Genomic DNA, 15,190 nt, shown 5'->3' with positions numbered 1-15,190 from the left:
CGGCTAGATATCCTGCCGTTCGCCTTTGCGGAAGGGGCTGTGTTCGCTCAGAACTTCGCTCATCTCTTCCACCTGCTCCCGTTCATGCTGCAGATAGTCGGCGACCGCACGGCGCAGGCCTTGATGGCCGATATAATGCGCCGAATGCGTGATGACGGGAAGGTAACCTCGGGCAAGCTTGTGCTCGCCCTGTGCGCCTGCCTCCACGCGCTTCAATCCCTTGCTCAGCGCAAAATCGATCGCCTGATGATAGCAGACCTCGAAATGCAGAAAGGGATGATCCTCGATGCAGCCCCAATGCCGGCCGTAAAGCGTTTCTCCACCGATGAAGTTGATGGCGCCGGCAATGTAGCGGCCCTCGCGTTTTGCCATGACCAGCAGGACATCGTCAGCCATGCGCTCGCCGATCAGCGAGTAGAACTTCCGGGTGAGATAGGGCCGGCCCCATTTGCGGCTGCCCGTATCCATGTAGAAGGCGAAGAATTGATCCCAGATACCTTCGGTGAGGTCACTGCCGGTCAGCCAGTCGATGGTGATCCCGTGCTCCAGCGCGGCGCGGCGCTCCTTCTTCAGCGCCTTGCGCTTGCGGGAGGCCAGCGTTTCGAGGAAGGCATCGTGATCCGAATAGCCCTCATTGATGAAATGGAACTGCTGATCGGTGCGATGCAGATAGCCATCCGTTTCGAAGACGGAAACCTCGTCTTGCGGCAGGAAAGTAATATGCGCCGAGGAAACGCCGAGCTGCCGAGTCACTTCCTTCAGGCTCTCGGCAAGCGCCGGCTGGATGGCCTCCCGATCCTGGTCTTCGGCAACCAGCAGCCGCGGTCCCGTGGCAGGTGTGAAGGGAATGGAGCATTGCAGCTTCGGATAGTAACGGCCACCGGCGCGCTCAAAGGCATCGGCCCAGCCATGGTCAAAGACATATTCGCCCTGGCTGTGGCTTTTCAGGTAACCGACGACAGCGCCGATCAATTCACCGCTATCGGTTTCGAGCAGCAAATGGTTGCCGAGCCATCCCGTCTTGTCGGTTGCCGAGCCGGATTCCTCGATCGAGGACAGAAAGGCGTGCGAGACAAACGGATTGTAGGGCAACACGCTGCTCGTCTTGGACGCCCCGGCCAACCTAGACCAGCTTTCCGGAGCGATGTTCTTGAAGGATCGTTCGACTCGAATGGATAATTCGTCTGTCATCAAATTCTTGGCGCTAGGAAGAAAGGGCGGGGCTCTCAACCACTGCGCCACGCTGGACGCGGTGGAAACTCAAGTTTGCGCATCGCCTTCCTTCGATCGAAGCCGATTTACGAGGCGATGCGCGGATCAAAACCTTCAAAGGTCATCTGGTCTGCATTGGCAAATGTATGTTTGCGGGCCGCTTCGTCGCGCACGGTCCAGGTGATGACCGGAATGCCGCGCTGGCGCTGCGCCGTGATGAAGGGGTTCGGCAGATGGCCATAGAAGTACGATATGAAGTCTAGCCCAAGCTGCATGGCTTCGTCATGCTGAAAAAATGTCTCAGGCTTGTTTCCTTCGGCCGTAAGCCCGACCGGGTAGGATGCTTCCAGTGACTTGAGGTCCTTCAGCAGCCAATGGTCGAAACTCATCAGCGCCACATGGCCCTTATAGCCCTCCAGCACCTCGAGCACGGATTCGGCAAAGCCTTCATCGTCGCCTTCGCGGCCCTTGAGCTCCAGCACCAGCGGAACCTTGCCGTTGCAGAGCTGCAGAAGCTGCTTCAAGGTTGGGATCTTGTCCTTGGTGCCGCCGATGGAGAGCAGGCCGAGTTCGGCCGAAGTGCGATCGCGCAGCTGGCCGGGAAGATTGCAGACGCGCTGCAGATCGTCATCATGGAAAACGACGGGCACGCTGTCGGAGGCATAATGCAGGTCGCATTCGATGGCAAAGCCGGCATCGATGGCGCGGCTGAAGGCCGAGAGCGTGTTCTCCCAGACTTCCTTGTTCATGTCGTGATAGCCGCGATGGGCGACGGGACGTTCGGTCAGCCAGGCAAGCTTGCTCATCAGGCGATTTCCAGAATGGCATCGATTTCGACGGCGGCATTGAGCGGCAAGGCAGCCATGCCGACGGCGGCGCGGGCATGCTTGCCGGCTTCGCCCAATATATTTGCCAGAAGATTGGAGGCACCGTTGATCACAAGGTGTTGTTCGACGAAATCCGGTGTCGAGGCGACGAAGCCATTCAGCTTGATCAGGCGCTTGATGCGGCCGAGATCGCCGCCGAGGGCGGCCTTCGCCTGTGCGAGAATGTTGATGGCGCAAAGCTCGGCAGCGCGCTGGCCGCCGGCAACATCGACGTCCTTGCCGAGATGGCCTGTCACGCTGACCTTGCCGTTCTCGATGGGCAATTGCCCCGACAGATAGAGAAGATTGCCGCTGATGACATAGGGAACGTAGTTGGCGGCCGGTGCAGCGGCCTGCGGCAGAACAATCCCGAGTTCCTTCAAACGACCCTCTATAGCGTCGGACATTTTCATCTCCCGTTTTGTTGTAAAACCTTCAAAAATCCGGCATCAAGGCTAAGTTCCGCCAATTCGGACTGGCAGCCTCGTTTTAGCCGAAAGCGTTCTTATAACATCGCGTGCGAGTACAACAGGAGATAATGAATGTTCCGCTCGAGTATTGCTGCCACCGTCGTTTCGGGGCTGGGCATTCTTTCACTGGGGACGCCGTCCGCCCAGGCCGCAGGTCCAAGCGGGCTTATCGCGCATCGCGCCGTCTACGATCTGGAACTGAAGGACGCCACCGACCGCTCCGGCATCGCCGGAATGTTCGGTCGCATGGTCTATGAATTCGAAGGCTCCGATTGCGCCGGATTCACCACGAATTTCCGTTTCGTCACACAGATCGACACGGGCGATTCCACCCGTGTCAGCGACCAGCAGACGACGACCTTCGAGGACCTGGCCAAGCGGGTATTCCGCTTTGAAACCAAATCCTATACCGACAGCCAGCTCGACAAGGATGTGCGTGGCGCCGCAACCGACGATCAGAAGGGCATCAAGGTCGATCTGACCCAGCCGCACAGCAAGCAGGTCGAACTGATCCAGAGCCGGTTCCCGACGGAACACATGCTCGACATCATTCAGAATGCCAAGATCGGTAAGAAATTCTTTGAAGCTCAGGTTTTTGACGGTTCCGACGATGGCGACAAGCCGTTGATCGCGACCACCGTCGTCGGCAAGCAGGAGACGCCCGCCAAGGATGACCCCGATGCCGACAAGGCCGGCGCCTTTGCCAAGACGGCTTTCTGGCCGGTGACGGTCGCCTATTTCAATGAGAAATCCACGGGCGACGCCATGCCGGTTTATCGCATGTCGTTCAAGCTCTACGAGAATGGCATCACGCGCGATCTCACCATGGATTATGGCGACTTCGTCCTGACTGGCAAGCTGACCAAGCTCGAAGTTCTCGATAATAAGGCATGCCAATAGCTGCCGGGCGATGGCGCGCGAGCTGTAAGATCTCCGTCATAAAACTGTGATCCAAGTTTCACTATTGTGTGAAACGATCGGCACGCTTGGGTGAGTCTAACCGCTTCCCATAACGATCTGGAATTGTGGTGGGGCGCGCGGGGAAATGATCGTCTTGGGGACGATTGATGGTTTTTGCGGTCGGCTCCGTTTTTATGGACGAGAAAGCCCGACCTATGAGCAATACCGATATCGCCGCCGGTTCCAATGAGACCCTGCCTGTGGTCGCCGCCGATCCGGCTGAAATCGCCCGCATCGGCGATGCCATCGACATCACCGACCGTGCCGGCATTTCCGTCTATGGCGACCGTGCCCAGCAATCCGTGTCCGATTATTCGGACCGGATTCTGCGCGAAGTCCGAAACCGCGATCTCGGTGAAGTCGGCAAGCTGCTCACCGATATCATCGTCAAATCGAAGAAACTCGATCCGGCGTCCCTGAAGGACGAGGGTTTTCTTTCGCGGATGTTCTCGTCGTTCCGGGCGAGGGTTGAGCGTTTCAAGGAACAGTTCGAGGATGTGGCGGGCCAGATCGATCGCATCGGGCTGGAGCTTGATCGCCACAAGGATATTCTGCGCCGTGACATCGCCCTTCTCGATGATCTGCACGAGGAGACAAAGCAGTCGATCCTGCAGCTCGATGCCTATGTGCAGGCCGGTAAGAATTTCACCGAGCGCTTTCGCGTAACGGAACTCCCGAGGCTCAAGAGCGCTGCCGATGCGGCTTCGGCCAATCCCGGTGGCGGCATGCTTGAGGCGCAGGTCTATCAGGACAGCGTGCAGGCTCTGGATCGCTTGGAAAAGCGGGTTTTCTACCTGCAGCAGGCCCGCCAGCTCGGCATCCAGCAACTGCCGCAGATCCGTATCGTCCAGGCGGGTGACGAGACGCTGATCGAGAATTTGCAGGCGACCTCGGCGCTGACGGTGCCGGCCTGGAAGCAGAAGATGGTGATTCTGCTCGGCCTGACCCAGCAGAAATCTGCGCTCGAATTGCAGAAGACGGTGACGGACGCCACCAACGACATGATCCGCGAAGCTTCGAAAATGATGAAAGATCAGGCCATTGCCATAGAGCAGCAATCGCAGCGCGGTATCGTTGACATCGATACGCTTGCCGCTGCCAACCGCGACCTGATCGATACGATCGGTGGCGTGCTGAAGGTGCAGGAGGATGGCCGCGCCAAGCGGGCCGAAGCTGAGCAGCGGATGCAGAAAATGACCATTGAGCTCAAGAAAGCAATGATCGAGGCGCGGTAATTCGCATGATAAACCGCACATTCGTCACCGGCCTGGTACTGGCTGCGGCTCTCGCGCTCAACGGCTGCAATGTCGGCGGGGAGGGGCCGAAATTCTCGATCGTTTCCGGCTCGGAAAACACCGTCATCCAACCAATCGTCGAGGAATTCTGCAAGGAGAAGAGAGCGGCCTGCAGCTTCTCCTATGAGGGCACGCTGGATATCGGGCTTGCTCTTCAGAGTGAGCAGGGTGTCGAGCAGGACGCTGTCTGGCCGGCATCGAGCGTTTGGGTCGATATGTTCGACGTCAAGCGCCGGGTGAAGTCGTTGACCTCGGTGGCGCAGATGCCTGTCATTCTCGGCGTGCGCAAATCCAAGGCCGAGGCGCTCGGCTGGGTTGGCAAGCCGGTCTACATGAAGGACATACTGGCGGCGGTAAAGAGCGGTTCGCTGAAGTTTCTCATGACATCGGCGACGCAATCCAATTCCGGCGCCAGCGCCTATCTCGGCATGTTGTCGACGGCGCTTGGCAACAAGCCCGTCATCGAGCCTGGTGATCTCGACAAGCCGGATGTGCAGGATGCGGTCCGCTCCCTGCTTGCCGGCGTCGAGCGCTCTTCCGGTTCGTCCGGCTGGCTTGCCGATCTCTATACGGATCAGGCCTCGAAGGGCACGCTCTACGACGCCATGTGGAACTACGAAGCTGTCCTCAAGGAAACCAACGACAAGCTCGCGGGCATGGGCAAGGAGCCGCTTTATGCGATCTATCCGGCCGATGGCGTCGTAGTCGCCGATTCGCCGATCGGCTTCGTCGATCACGGACGCGGACAGGAGGTCGAGACCTTCTTCAACCAGCTTGTCGAGTATCTTCGGTCCGCGCCGGTGCAGAAGCGCATCGCCGATACCGGACGCCGCATACCCCTCGCTGATGTTACGGCCAGGCCGGACCCGTCATGGAATTTCGATCCGACACGGCTGGTGACGGCTATACGCATGCCGGAGCCCGCTGTGATCCGCCAGGCGCTTGATCTCTATCAGGTGGCTTTGCGAAAGCCTTCGTTGACGGCTCTTTGCCTCGATTTCTCAGGCTCGATGGAGGGGCAGGGCGAAAATCAGCTCCAGGCGGCCATGCGATTCCTGTTCAATCCGGATGAGACCGGCAAGGTATTGGCGCAATGGACCCCGGCCGATCGCATCATGGTCATTCCCTTCGACGCCAATGTGCGCGGCACCTTCGAGGGCACGGGAAATCCCGCCCAGCAGAGGAACCTTGTCGACAAGGTATCGCGCCAGCGCGCCGGCGGCGGTACGGATATGTATGCCTGCGCGAGCAGGGCGCTTGACTGGATGAAGAGTACGCGAGACCTGTCGTCTTACCTGCCGGCGATCGTCATCATGACCGATGGAAAATCCGACGATGCCAATCGCGATTTCATGAGCCGATGGGCATCGGTCAACCCGCATGTCCCGGTGTTCGGCATCACCTTCGGCGATGCGGACAAGCGGCAATTGGATGCCCTGGCGCAGGAAACCTCGGCACGCGTCTTCGATGGTCGCGGCGATCTGGTCAGCGCGTTCCGGGCAGTGCGCGGCTATAATTAGGACGAGAATGCGCAATTGGTTCGGCAATGACTGGAATTGGATCGTGGCGGGCCTTGCCGCCGCGATCGTCATTCCTGTGCTGAGCTTCTTTGCCGGCATGCCTATATGGATCGCGGCCGCCATTGGGCTGCTCGTCTTTGTCGGCCTCATCTTCGTGCTGGCCCCACGCGGCCTTTTCGAAGGGTTGGATGCCAGGGTCATCGGCCGGGGACGGCTTGAATTCGCCCGTGATCTGCTGAACTCGGCGGCACCGGCCGCGCGCAGGCTGGAAGCTTCGGCGGCCGGGATTACCAGCAAGGATACGGCAAGGCGGGTGCGGCATCTGGCGGAGATTGCGCCGACGTCTTTGCCAAGGTGGAGGCCAATCCGGAAAGCGCCGCCACTGTGAGGCGGTTCTTGAGTTATTACCTGCCGCGCGCCGCCGAAGTGGCGGAAGGCTTCGCCGTGATCGAGGCGAAGCGCCAGCCTGATGCGGCGCGCTTGCGGGAGATCGGCCTGGTCCTGACCAAGCTGGAGGATGCCTTCGTCCACTATTCGGACAGCCTGGTCGATGACAGGCTCGATACGCTTGATACGGAGCTGCGGCTGATACAAGCCTCGCTCAAAGAGGATATAGGACGCTGATGGCCATTTCCCGCCGCGCATTTGGAGTAGGGCTTCTCGCTGCCGGGGTTGCAGGCACTGGCGGCTATTTCGCCGTCAAGGACCGGCCGGAGCTGCAGGGGTTGCTCGGCAACAGCACAAAGCTCTTCGGTTTTATCGGCGGCGAAAAGGAAGCATTCCTGGCCGATACCGATGTGATCGGCGCGCTGCACAGCCATGGGCTTGAGATCAACAGCCGCGTCGCGGGCTCCGTCGAGATGGTGCGCGAACAGGCTCTGCTGTCGCAGAACCCGGCATTTCTCTGGCCGTCCTCCTCGATCATGGTCGATATTGCCCGGCAAAACGGCATCAAGATCCGTAATGACCGCGTCATCCTCAACACGCCTGTCGTCGTCTATTCCTGGCAGCCTGTCGTCGATGGGTTGATTAAGGCCGGGCTTGTCACCACGACATCGGAAGGCCAGCATCAGCTCGATCTGAAGGCGCTGCTCGATGCCGTGCTTGCGGGAACGACGTGGTCCAAGCTCGGCGTCAGCTCGCTCTATGGACAGTCACGGATCGTGTCCACCGATCCGAACCGATCCAATTCCGGCTTCATGTTCGCCGGCCTGGTGCTCAGCCTGCTGAGCGGCAACGTCGCGAATGCTGACAACCTCTCGCAGTTCGGTGACAAGGCACACGCGATTTTCCGCAACATGGGCTTCAAGTCCTCGTCATCCGGCAAGCTGTTCGAGCAGTATCTTGCCGGCGGCATTGGCGGCGAACCGATGATCGTCGGCTATGAGAATCAGCTGGTGGAATGGATCCTCGCCGACCCGCAGCGTTGGAAAAGGGTCCAGGCCAGCAACGGCGCAAAGCCCGTGGTGCTCTATCCGCATCCGACCGTCTATTCCGCGCATCCCCTTATCGCCATCGACGAACAGGCCGATCGCGTGATCGAGGCGCTGATCAGCCCGCGATTGCAGGAACTCGCCTGGACAAAGCATGGGTTTCGCGGGCCGCTGGGTACGGCGACCGGCGATGCCGACAGCGCCATTGCTGGCCTGCTGCCGGCGGAAATCGATGCCGTCTTGCCTATGCCGGATGCCAATGTCATGCTGGCCCTGCTCGATAAACTGGCCGCCTGAGGGCAGGCTGGGGCTCTTTTTTAGACGAAAGCCTTGCATTCCCGGCAAATCGAATGTATGGGCAGCCGCATTCCACACGTAAGGCATGGGATTGTCCGGGAGAAATCCGGATTGTTCCGCCCGGTGGCATTCTCGAAGAGGATGCTGTTCGCCTTGCGGAGGTTCAACCGGAAAAGGATACAAAGGCATGGCATTGCCCGATTTTTCTATGCGCCAGCTTCTCGAAGCAGGTGTTCACTTCGGCCACCAGACGCACCGCTGGAACCCGAAGATGAAGCCGTACATTTTCGGCGATCGTAACAACATCCACATCATCGACCTCGCACAGACGGTTCCGTTGCTGAGCCGCGCTCTGCAGGTTGTCAGCGACACCGTTGCTCGTGGCGGCCGCGTTCTGTTCGTCGGCACGAAGCGTCAGGCGTCTGAACTGATTGCCGACAGCGCAAAGCGCTCGGCTCAGTACTACGTCAACGCCCGCTGGCTTGGCGGCATGATGACCAACTGGAAGACGATCTCCAACTCGATCCAGCGTCTGCGCAAGCTCGACGAAATCCTCTCCGGCGACGCCCAGGGCTTCACCAAGAAGGAACGTCTGAACCTTGAGCGCGAGCGCGAAAAGCTCGATAAGGCCCTCGGTGGTATCAAGGACATGGGCGGCACGCCGGACCTGATGTTCATCATCGACACCAACAAGGAAAAGATCGCGATCGACGAAGCCAAGCGCCTCGGCATCCCGGTTGTCGCCATCATCGACTCGAACTGCGATCCGGACCTGATCGACTACCCGATCCCGGGCAACGACGACGCTTCGCGCGCCATCGCTCTTTACTGCGATCTGATCGCGCGCGCTGCCATCGACGGCATTGCTCGCCAACAGAGCGCATCGGGCCGTGACCTCGGTGCTGCCGAGGAAACTCCGGTCGAGCCGACCCTGGCGGACGGCGCCGAAGCCTGATCGCGCCGCGAGGCGGGCAGTAAATCGCCCGCCCAAGCGCATTGACATCCGGGATAAGGCCGTTTGCGACTTCAAGAAGTTCGAGCGGCCTTATCGCGTTTTAGGTAACGCCTCGCCTGGGCGGAAAAATCCAGGCATGTTCCAATTACGAATTCCACAGTATGACGCAGCTTCATAACGCTGTCATACTTACGGGTACATTTCGTCCCTCAAATCGGTGCCGCTTCGGATCGAAACCGCATGCCGCACCGTATGAACCGACAAGAGGAAGCTTATGACCGAGATTACGGCTGCACTGGTGAAGGAACTGCGCGAAAAGTCTGGCGCAGGCATGATGGACTGCAAGAAGGCGCTGACCGAAACCAACGGCGATATCGAAGCAGCGATCGACTGGCTGCGCGCCAAGGGCATCTCCAAGGCCGACAAGAAGTCTGGCCGCACCGCCGCTGAAGGCCTGGTTGCCATCGCCGGCGCCGGCCACAAGGCTGTTGTCGTCGAGCTCAACTCCGAAACCGACTTCGTTGCCCGTAACGATGCCTTCCAGGATCTCGCTCGCGGTATCGCCGAAGTTGCGCTGTCCACCGACGGCACGGTTGAAGCCATTTCGGCTGCCACCTATCCGGCATCCGGCAAGCCGGTCGCCGACACCATCAAGGACGCGATCGCCACCATCGGCGAAAACATGACCCTTCGTCGTTCGGCCAAGCTGGAAGTCGAGCACGGCGTCGTGGCGACCTACATCCACAACGCTGCCGGCGACGGCATCGGCAAGCTCGGCGTTCTGGTCGCCCTGAAGTCGGTCGGCGACAAGGCCGTTCTGACCTCGATCGGCCGTCAGGTTGCCATGCACATTGCTGCCACCAACCCGCTGGCTATCCGCGCAGAAGAAGTCGATGCAGCAGTCGCCGAGCGCGAACGCAACGTCTTCATCGAGCAGTCCCGCGAATCCGGCAAGCCGGAAGCCATCATCGAAAAGATGGTCGAAGGCCGCATGCGCAAGTTCTTCGAGGAAGTCGCTCTTCTCTCGCAGGCTTTCGTCATCAATCCGGACCTGACGGTTGGCGCTGCCATCAAGGAAGCTGAAAAGACCGCTGGCGCCGCGATCGAAGTCGTCGGCATGGCCCGTCTGCTGCTCGGCGAAGGCGTCGAGAAGGAAGAAACCGACTTCGCTGCCGAAGTCGCAGCTGTCGCCAAGGGCTGATTTTAAGCATTTCCAGGAAAAGTGCGTAGCGGTTTTCCGTCCGGAATGCGTAAGGAAACAAAACGATAGGGTTTTTCCGCAATTCGAAGAAGTGCGGAAAAGCACGATCGAAAGAAATCATATCCCGGTTTGGTGAAACCATATCAGGGAAAACCTCAGGGCATCGCGTGACAACGCGGTGCCCTTCGTGTATCCGGCTTTCACAATCATCCCCCGCGATCACCTCAAGGAGCCACGATGTCTCAGCCGATCTACAAGCGCGTACTGCTAAAGGCCTCCGGCGAAGCCCTTATGGGCAGCCAAGGCTTCGGTATCGACGTTACCGTCTCCGACCGGATTGCATCCGATATCGCAGAAGCGCGCGCAATGGGCGTTGAAGTCGGCGTCGTCGTCGGCGGCGGCAATATCTTCCGCGGCGTTGCCGTTGCCTCCAAGGGCGGCGACCGCGTCACCGGCGACCATATGGGCATGCTGGGAACCGTTATAAACGCGCTGGCGCTGGCGACTTCGCTACGCAAGCTCGACATCGAGACCGTGGTGCTGTCTGCCATTTCCATGCCGGAAATCTGCGAGAGCTTCTCGCAGCGCGCTACGCTCTATCATCTCTCCCTTGGCCGCGTGGTGATCTTCGCCGGCGGCACCGGCAATCCGTTCTTTACCACTGATTCTGCGGCCGCCCTGCGCGCTGCCGAAATGGGCGCACAGGCGATCTTCAAGGGCACACAGGTGGACGGCATCTACTCCGCCGATCCGAAGAAGTTCCCCGATGCCGAGCGTTTCGATCACCTGACCCACAGCCAGGTGCTGGAAAAGGGATTGGCAGTCATGGATGTGGCAGCCGTGGCGCTCGCGCGGGAAAACTCCATTCCGATCATTGTTTTCTCTATTCATGAGAAGGGCGGCTTCGGGGAAATCTTGACCGGCGGCGGCCGCAAGACCATCGTATCAGACAATTGACGTTCCTGTGGCGCCGGGTCGCCCTGGCGTCGCCTTATTACAGGGGAGTATAGACATGAGTGACGGCACAGACCTCAAGGAATTGAAGCGGCGCATGGATGGCGCCATCGCAGCATTCAAGAGCGATATCGCCTCGCTGCGCACCGGCCGTGCATCCGCAAACATTCTGGACCCGGTCACGATCGAAGCCTACGGCTCCCGCATGCCGCTGAATCAGGTGTCGAATATCAGCGTGCCGGAAGCCCGTATGCTGATGGTATCGGTATGGGACAAGTCGATGGTCGGCGCCGTCGAGCGTGCCATTCGCGAATCCAATCTCGGCCTCAATCCGATCATCGATGGACAGAATCTGCGCATTCCGCTGCCGGAACTCAACGAAGAGCGCCGCCGGTCGCTGGTCAAGGTTGCGCACGAATATGCCGAAAAGGCGAAGGTCGCGATTCGCCACGTCCGCCGTGATGGCATGGATGGTCTCAAAAAGGCCGAAAAGGACGGGGTAATCGGTCAGGACGAGAGCCGATCGCTCTCCGAGCGTGTGCAGAAGATGACTGATGAGACGATTTCGGATGTCGACCGCTTGCTAGCCGACAAAGAAAAGGAAATCATGCAGGTCTGATCGCACGCTGGGGACGTCGCGCTTTCGATTTGGAAACATTGAAAGCCGTGATTGTGCCCTAGATTACGAGGCCAGGGCATCTTCTGCCGAACGAAACCGGATCCATATGTCAGCTCCTACGTTCTCTGTCGTACCCGAACACGTCGCCATCATCATGGATGGCAACGGGCGTTGGGCCAACGCGCGCGGCCTGCCGCGCACCATGGGCCACCGCAAGGGCGTGGAGGCCGTTCGGGAAACGGTACGGGCGGCCGGCGATATCGGCATAAAATATCTGACGCTCTTTGCGTTCTCCTCCGAGAATTGGCGCCGCCCAGAGACGGAGGTCAGCGACCTCCTCGGTCTTCTCAAGGCGTTCATCCGGCGAGATCTTGCCGAGCTTCACCGACAGAACGTGCGGATCCGCGTCATCGGCGATCGCAGCAACCTGCGTGGCGATATTCTGCCCCTGCTGATCGAGGCCGAGGAGACCACCAGGAACAACACGGCCCTGACGCTGGTCATTGCATTCAATTACGGCTCGCGCGACGAGATTGTGCGGGCTTTTGCGAGCCTGGCCAGGGATGTGGAGGCGGGACGCCTGCGTCCGCAGGACATCAGTCCGGATTTGGTCGGCGCCCGCCTGGATACAGCAGGCATTCCCGATCCCGACCTCATCATCCGCACGAGCGGCGAGGAGCGGCTGTCGAACTTCCTGCTTTGGCAGGCAGCCTATTCCGAATTCATGTTCATGCCCGAATACTGGCCCGACTTTAGCCGCGACCTCTTCTTTGCAGCGCTGGAGAAATATGCCGCACGCGACCGGCGATTTGGCGGTCTTTCCGCCAAGCCGGCGGCGGCTGTGGGGTCTTGATGAGCCGCGAACTCAGGCTGCGTATCATCTCCGGCATCATCCTTGCCGTCATCGTTCTTGCCGCTACCTGGTATGGCGGCCTGGGCTTTCGCTTTCTGGCAGCGGCTATAGGCTTGCTCGTTTATTATGAGTGGTCGACGATAACTGATCTGCATGGCACCGATCCGCAGGGAAATGCGCTCGGTTGGCTCGGCCTTGTTTTGATTGCCGGTGCAACTCTGGTGGGCGAATCGGTCTACTCCGTCGAGGTTCTGGCTGCTTTTGTCGCCGCGACTGCCGTCATGGCCGGTGTCCGGCGAAAAAGCTGGTGGCTGCCCGGAGGTGTTTTCTATTCCGGATTGACCGTAATTGCCCTTGCTGAGATTCGCGATGACGATCTGCGCGGTTTCGTGTTGATGCTGTTCATCTTCGCCACCGTCTGGGCAACTGATATCTTTGCCTATTTCGTCGGCCGTGCGATCGGCGGTGCGAAGCTCGCGCCGAGCATCTCGCCGGGCAAGACCTGGTCAGGGGCGATCGGCGGTGCCATTGCCGCCGTTGTAGCGGGAACCGCTGTCGTCTGGAGCTATTTTTCCGCCAATGATTTGAGGGTGCCGATCCTGGCGCTGGTGCTGTCCATATGCAGCCAGATTGGCGATTTATTCGAGTCTTTCATCAAGCGCCGTTTCGGCGTGAAGGATTCAAGCCATCTGATTCCCGGCCATGGCGGCGTCATGGATCGGGTCGATGGACTAATTTTTGCTTGTTTTGCGGCGTTTTTGTTGGCTATCGTAATATCGCTGACAATGAGCGGCGAGACCTTGTCATTGGGCGGCGTTCTGCTCGGTGTCTGAAACTAACACGAACAGGATCGTTGCATGGGTGCCGCTGCTGGCTTCATCGGGTTTTTAACGAACAACGTCATCACGTTTGTTTTTGTCCTGTCTCTGCTCGTTTTTGTCCATGAGATGGGCCACTATCTGGTCGGCCGTTGGTCCGGTATCCGCATCATGGCCTTCTCGATCGGTTTCGGCCCGGAGATTGCCGGCTTTACCGATCGTCATGGCACACGCTGGAAACTCTCGCTTATTCCGCTTGGCGGCTATGTGCGCTTCTTCGGCGACGAGGATGCTTCGAGCAAGACCGATGTCGATCAACTGTCGGCAATGACGGAGGAGGAGCGGGCCCAATCCTTCGCCGGCGCCAAGCTCTGGAAGCGGGCCGCGACGGTTGCAGCCGGCCCGATTGCAAATTTCATTCTCGCCATTGCTATCTTCGCCGTGCTTTTCAGCATTTACGGTCGCACCGCGGCCGATCCAGTGGTTGCAATGGTGACGCGCGACGGCGCCGCCGCCGAGGCCGGTATCGAGCCTGGCGACCGGCTGGTTGCCATCGACGGTGTCAAGATCACCACTTTCGACGAGGTGCAGCGCTATGTCGGGCTGCGCCCGAGCCGCACGATCGTGCTGAGCGTCGAACGTGACGGTCAGAAGCGCGACTTCCAGATTATCCCGAAACTGGTTGAGGACACCGATCAGTTCGGCAACAAGATGGAGATGGGCCGCATCGGCATCGCATTGGTCGATCCGCTCGTTACGGCTATCGAGCCTGCCGGTCCGGCAGCAAAGGCCGGGATATTGGCTGGAGACCGGCTGGTCGCCATCGACGGCAACAATGTCGCCACCTATTACGATATCGGTCGTTACGTCAGTGATCGCCCCGGCAAGAGCATTGTCCTGACTGTGCAGCGCAATGGCCAGATGCGCGATTTTCCGGTGGTTCCGGAGAGGCTGACCGACACCGACGCCTCCGGTAACAAAAAGGATGTCGGCAGCATCGGCATAGCTCCGATCGATCCGCTGGTCGGGTCGATTGCTCCCGATAGCCCTGCCGAAGCGGCGGGCCTGGAGCTTGGCGATCGCATTCTTTCTGTGGATGGACGTGCAATCGGCTCTATCGGTGAAGTGCAGCGTTATGCCGCCGCACATGCCGACAAGCCTGTGACCTTGTCGGTAGAACGCAACGGCCAGACGCGCGACCTGTCGGTGACGCCGAAGAAGTCGGAGGAGGCGGATGCCTTTGGCACACAGACGGAGATCGCCACCATTGGCATCACGGATGGTCAGAAGCCGATTAAGCTGCGCTACGAGGCTTATGGGCCGCTGCAGGCAGTGGGCGAGGGCGTCAAGCAGACTGGGAGCATCATCTCGGGGACCTTCGAATATATCGCCAACGTCATTGGCGGATACATGAAGGCTGATCAGCTGGGTGGCCCCATCAGGGTTGCGCAACTTTCGGGTCAAATGGCAACCTTAGGTTTTGCTGCGGTGCTTCAGTTCGCCGCCATACTTTCTGTTTCAATAGGGTTATTAAATTTGATGCCGGTGCCGGTACTTGATGGCGGGCATCTGATGTTCTATGCGATTGAAGCCGTAAGGGGAAAACCGTTGGGTGCACGGGCACAGGATATCGCTTTCCGGATTGGATTTGCGATGGTGTTGTCACTCATGGTGTTTGCGACATGGAACGATATTAGTTCCAGATTAGGCTAGCGGAGCGAGACGAGAGGAAATTAC

At 59.3% G+C, this 15,190-nt stretch carries 14 protein-coding genes and 1 pseudogene; 12 read left to right on the top strand and 3 right to left on the bottom strand.

Annotation, left to right across the window (positions count from 1 at the left end; all coding sequences use genetic code 11):
• Nucleotides 1-3 precede the first annotated feature (3 nt).
• The 3 genes from BSK43_RS21950 to BSK43_RS21940 all read right to left on the bottom strand — a co-directional run bounded on the left by BSK43_RS21950 (nt 4) and on the right by BSK43_RS21940 (nt 2,485).
• Nucleotides 4-1,191, bottom strand: a complete 1,188-nt coding sequence (locus tag BSK43_RS21950) for a GNAT family N-acetyltransferase (protein WP_077469842.1) — start codon at nt 1,189-1,191, stop codon at nt 4-6.
• 107 nt (nt 1,192-1,298) lie between these two features.
• On the bottom strand, nt 1,299-2,018 hold the full coding sequence (locus BSK43_RS21945; RefSeq protein ID WP_077469843.1) for a glycerophosphodiester phosphodiesterase: 720 nt from the start codon (nt 2,016-2,018) through the stop codon (nt 1,299-1,301).
• On the bottom strand, nt 2,018-2,485 hold the full coding sequence (locus BSK43_RS21940; RefSeq protein WP_077469844.1) for a RidA family protein: 468 nt from the start codon (nt 2,483-2,485) through the stop codon (nt 2,018-2,020). The genes BSK43_RS21945 and BSK43_RS21940 overlap by 1 nt, the downstream gene beginning before the upstream one ends.
• Nucleotides 2,486-2,620: 135 nt before the next feature.
• Between BSK43_RS21940 and BSK43_RS21935 the strand changes: the two genes are divergently transcribed.
• The 12 genes and pseudogenes from BSK43_RS21935 to rseP all read left to right on the top strand — a co-directional run bounded on the left by BSK43_RS21935 (nt 2,621) and on the right by rseP (nt 15,166).
• Nucleotides 2,621-3,448 carry a cell envelope integrity EipB family protein gene (locus BSK43_RS21935; RefSeq protein WP_077469845.1) on the top strand — a complete coding sequence of 276 codons (828 nt, stop codon included), beginning with the start codon at nt 2,621-2,623 and terminating at the stop codon, nt 3,446-3,448.
• Between the two features lie 215 nt (nt 3,449-3,663).
• A complete protein-coding gene (locus BSK43_RS21930) occupies nt 3,664-4,743 on the top strand; it encodes a toxic anion resistance protein (protein WP_077469933.1) in 1,080 nt (359 codons plus the stop codon).
• Nucleotides 4,744-4,748: 5 nt separating this feature from the next.
• A complete protein-coding gene (locus tag BSK43_RS21925; protein WP_077469846.1) occupies nt 4,749-6,323 on the top strand; it encodes a VWA domain-containing protein in 1,575 nt (524 codons plus the stop codon).
• Between the two features lie 7 nt (nt 6,324-6,330).
• A pseudogene (locus tag BSK43_RS36150) lies at nt 6,331-6,947 on the top strand (5-bromo-4-chloroindolyl phosphate hydrolysis family protein).
• Nucleotides 6,947-8,053, top strand: a complete 1,107-nt coding sequence (locus BSK43_RS21915; RefSeq protein WP_077469847.1) for a substrate-binding domain-containing protein — start codon at nt 6,947-6,949, stop codon at nt 8,051-8,053. The pseudogene BSK43_RS36150 and the gene BSK43_RS21915 overlap by 1 nt, the downstream one beginning before the upstream one ends.
• A gap of 187 nt (nt 8,054-8,240) precedes the next feature.
• Entirely contained in the window at nt 8,241-9,008 is a 768-nt protein-coding gene (gene rpsB, locus BSK43_RS21910) for a 30S ribosomal protein S2 (RefSeq protein ID WP_068386374.1), read from the top strand.
• A gap of 274 nt (nt 9,009-9,282) precedes the next feature.
• A complete protein-coding gene (tsf, locus tag BSK43_RS21905; RefSeq protein WP_068386377.1) occupies nt 9,283-10,209 on the top strand; it encodes a translation elongation factor Ts in 927 nt (308 codons plus the stop codon).
• A 237-nt stretch (nt 10,210-10,446) separates the two neighbouring features.
• On the top strand, nt 10,447-11,166 hold the full coding sequence (pyrH, locus tag BSK43_RS21900) for a UMP kinase (protein ID WP_068386380.1): 720 nt from the start codon (nt 10,447-10,449) through the stop codon (nt 11,164-11,166).
• A 55-nt stretch (nt 11,167-11,221) separates the two neighbouring features.
• Nucleotides 11,222-11,782 carry a ribosome recycling factor gene (frr, locus tag BSK43_RS21895; RefSeq protein WP_068386384.1) on the top strand — a complete coding sequence of 187 codons (561 nt, stop codon included), beginning with the start codon at nt 11,222-11,224 and terminating at the stop codon, nt 11,780-11,782.
• A gap of 106 nt (nt 11,783-11,888) precedes the next feature.
• Nucleotides 11,889-12,635 carry an isoprenyl transferase gene (locus BSK43_RS21890; protein WP_068386386.1) on the top strand — a complete coding sequence of 249 codons (747 nt, stop codon included), beginning with the start codon at nt 11,889-11,891 and terminating at the stop codon, nt 12,633-12,635.
• Nucleotides 12,635-13,468, top strand: coding sequence for a phosphatidate cytidylyltransferase (locus tag BSK43_RS21885; protein ID WP_077469848.1), 834 nt, complete (start codon nt 12,635-12,637; stop codon nt 13,466-13,468). Before BSK43_RS21890 ends, BSK43_RS21885 begins: the two co-directional genes overlap by 1 nt.
• Before the next feature lie 24 nt (nt 13,469-13,492).
• The gene (rseP, locus tag BSK43_RS21880; RefSeq protein ID WP_077469849.1) at nt 13,493-15,166 is read left to right on the top strand and encodes an RIP metalloprotease RseP; all 1,674 of its coding nucleotides are present in this window, start codon (nt 13,493-13,495) and stop codon (nt 15,164-15,166) included.
• The last annotated feature ends 24 nt before the right edge of the window (nt 15,167-15,190 follow it).

This window comes from Rhizobium sp. P44RR-XXIV (assembly GCF_001999485.2).
Classification (GTDB): Bacteria; Pseudomonadota; Alphaproteobacteria; order Rhizobiales; family Rhizobiaceae; genus Rhizobium.
The sequence above is the reverse complement of the archived record's forward strand: the minus strand, read 5'-3'. Positions and strand labels throughout refer to the sequence as shown.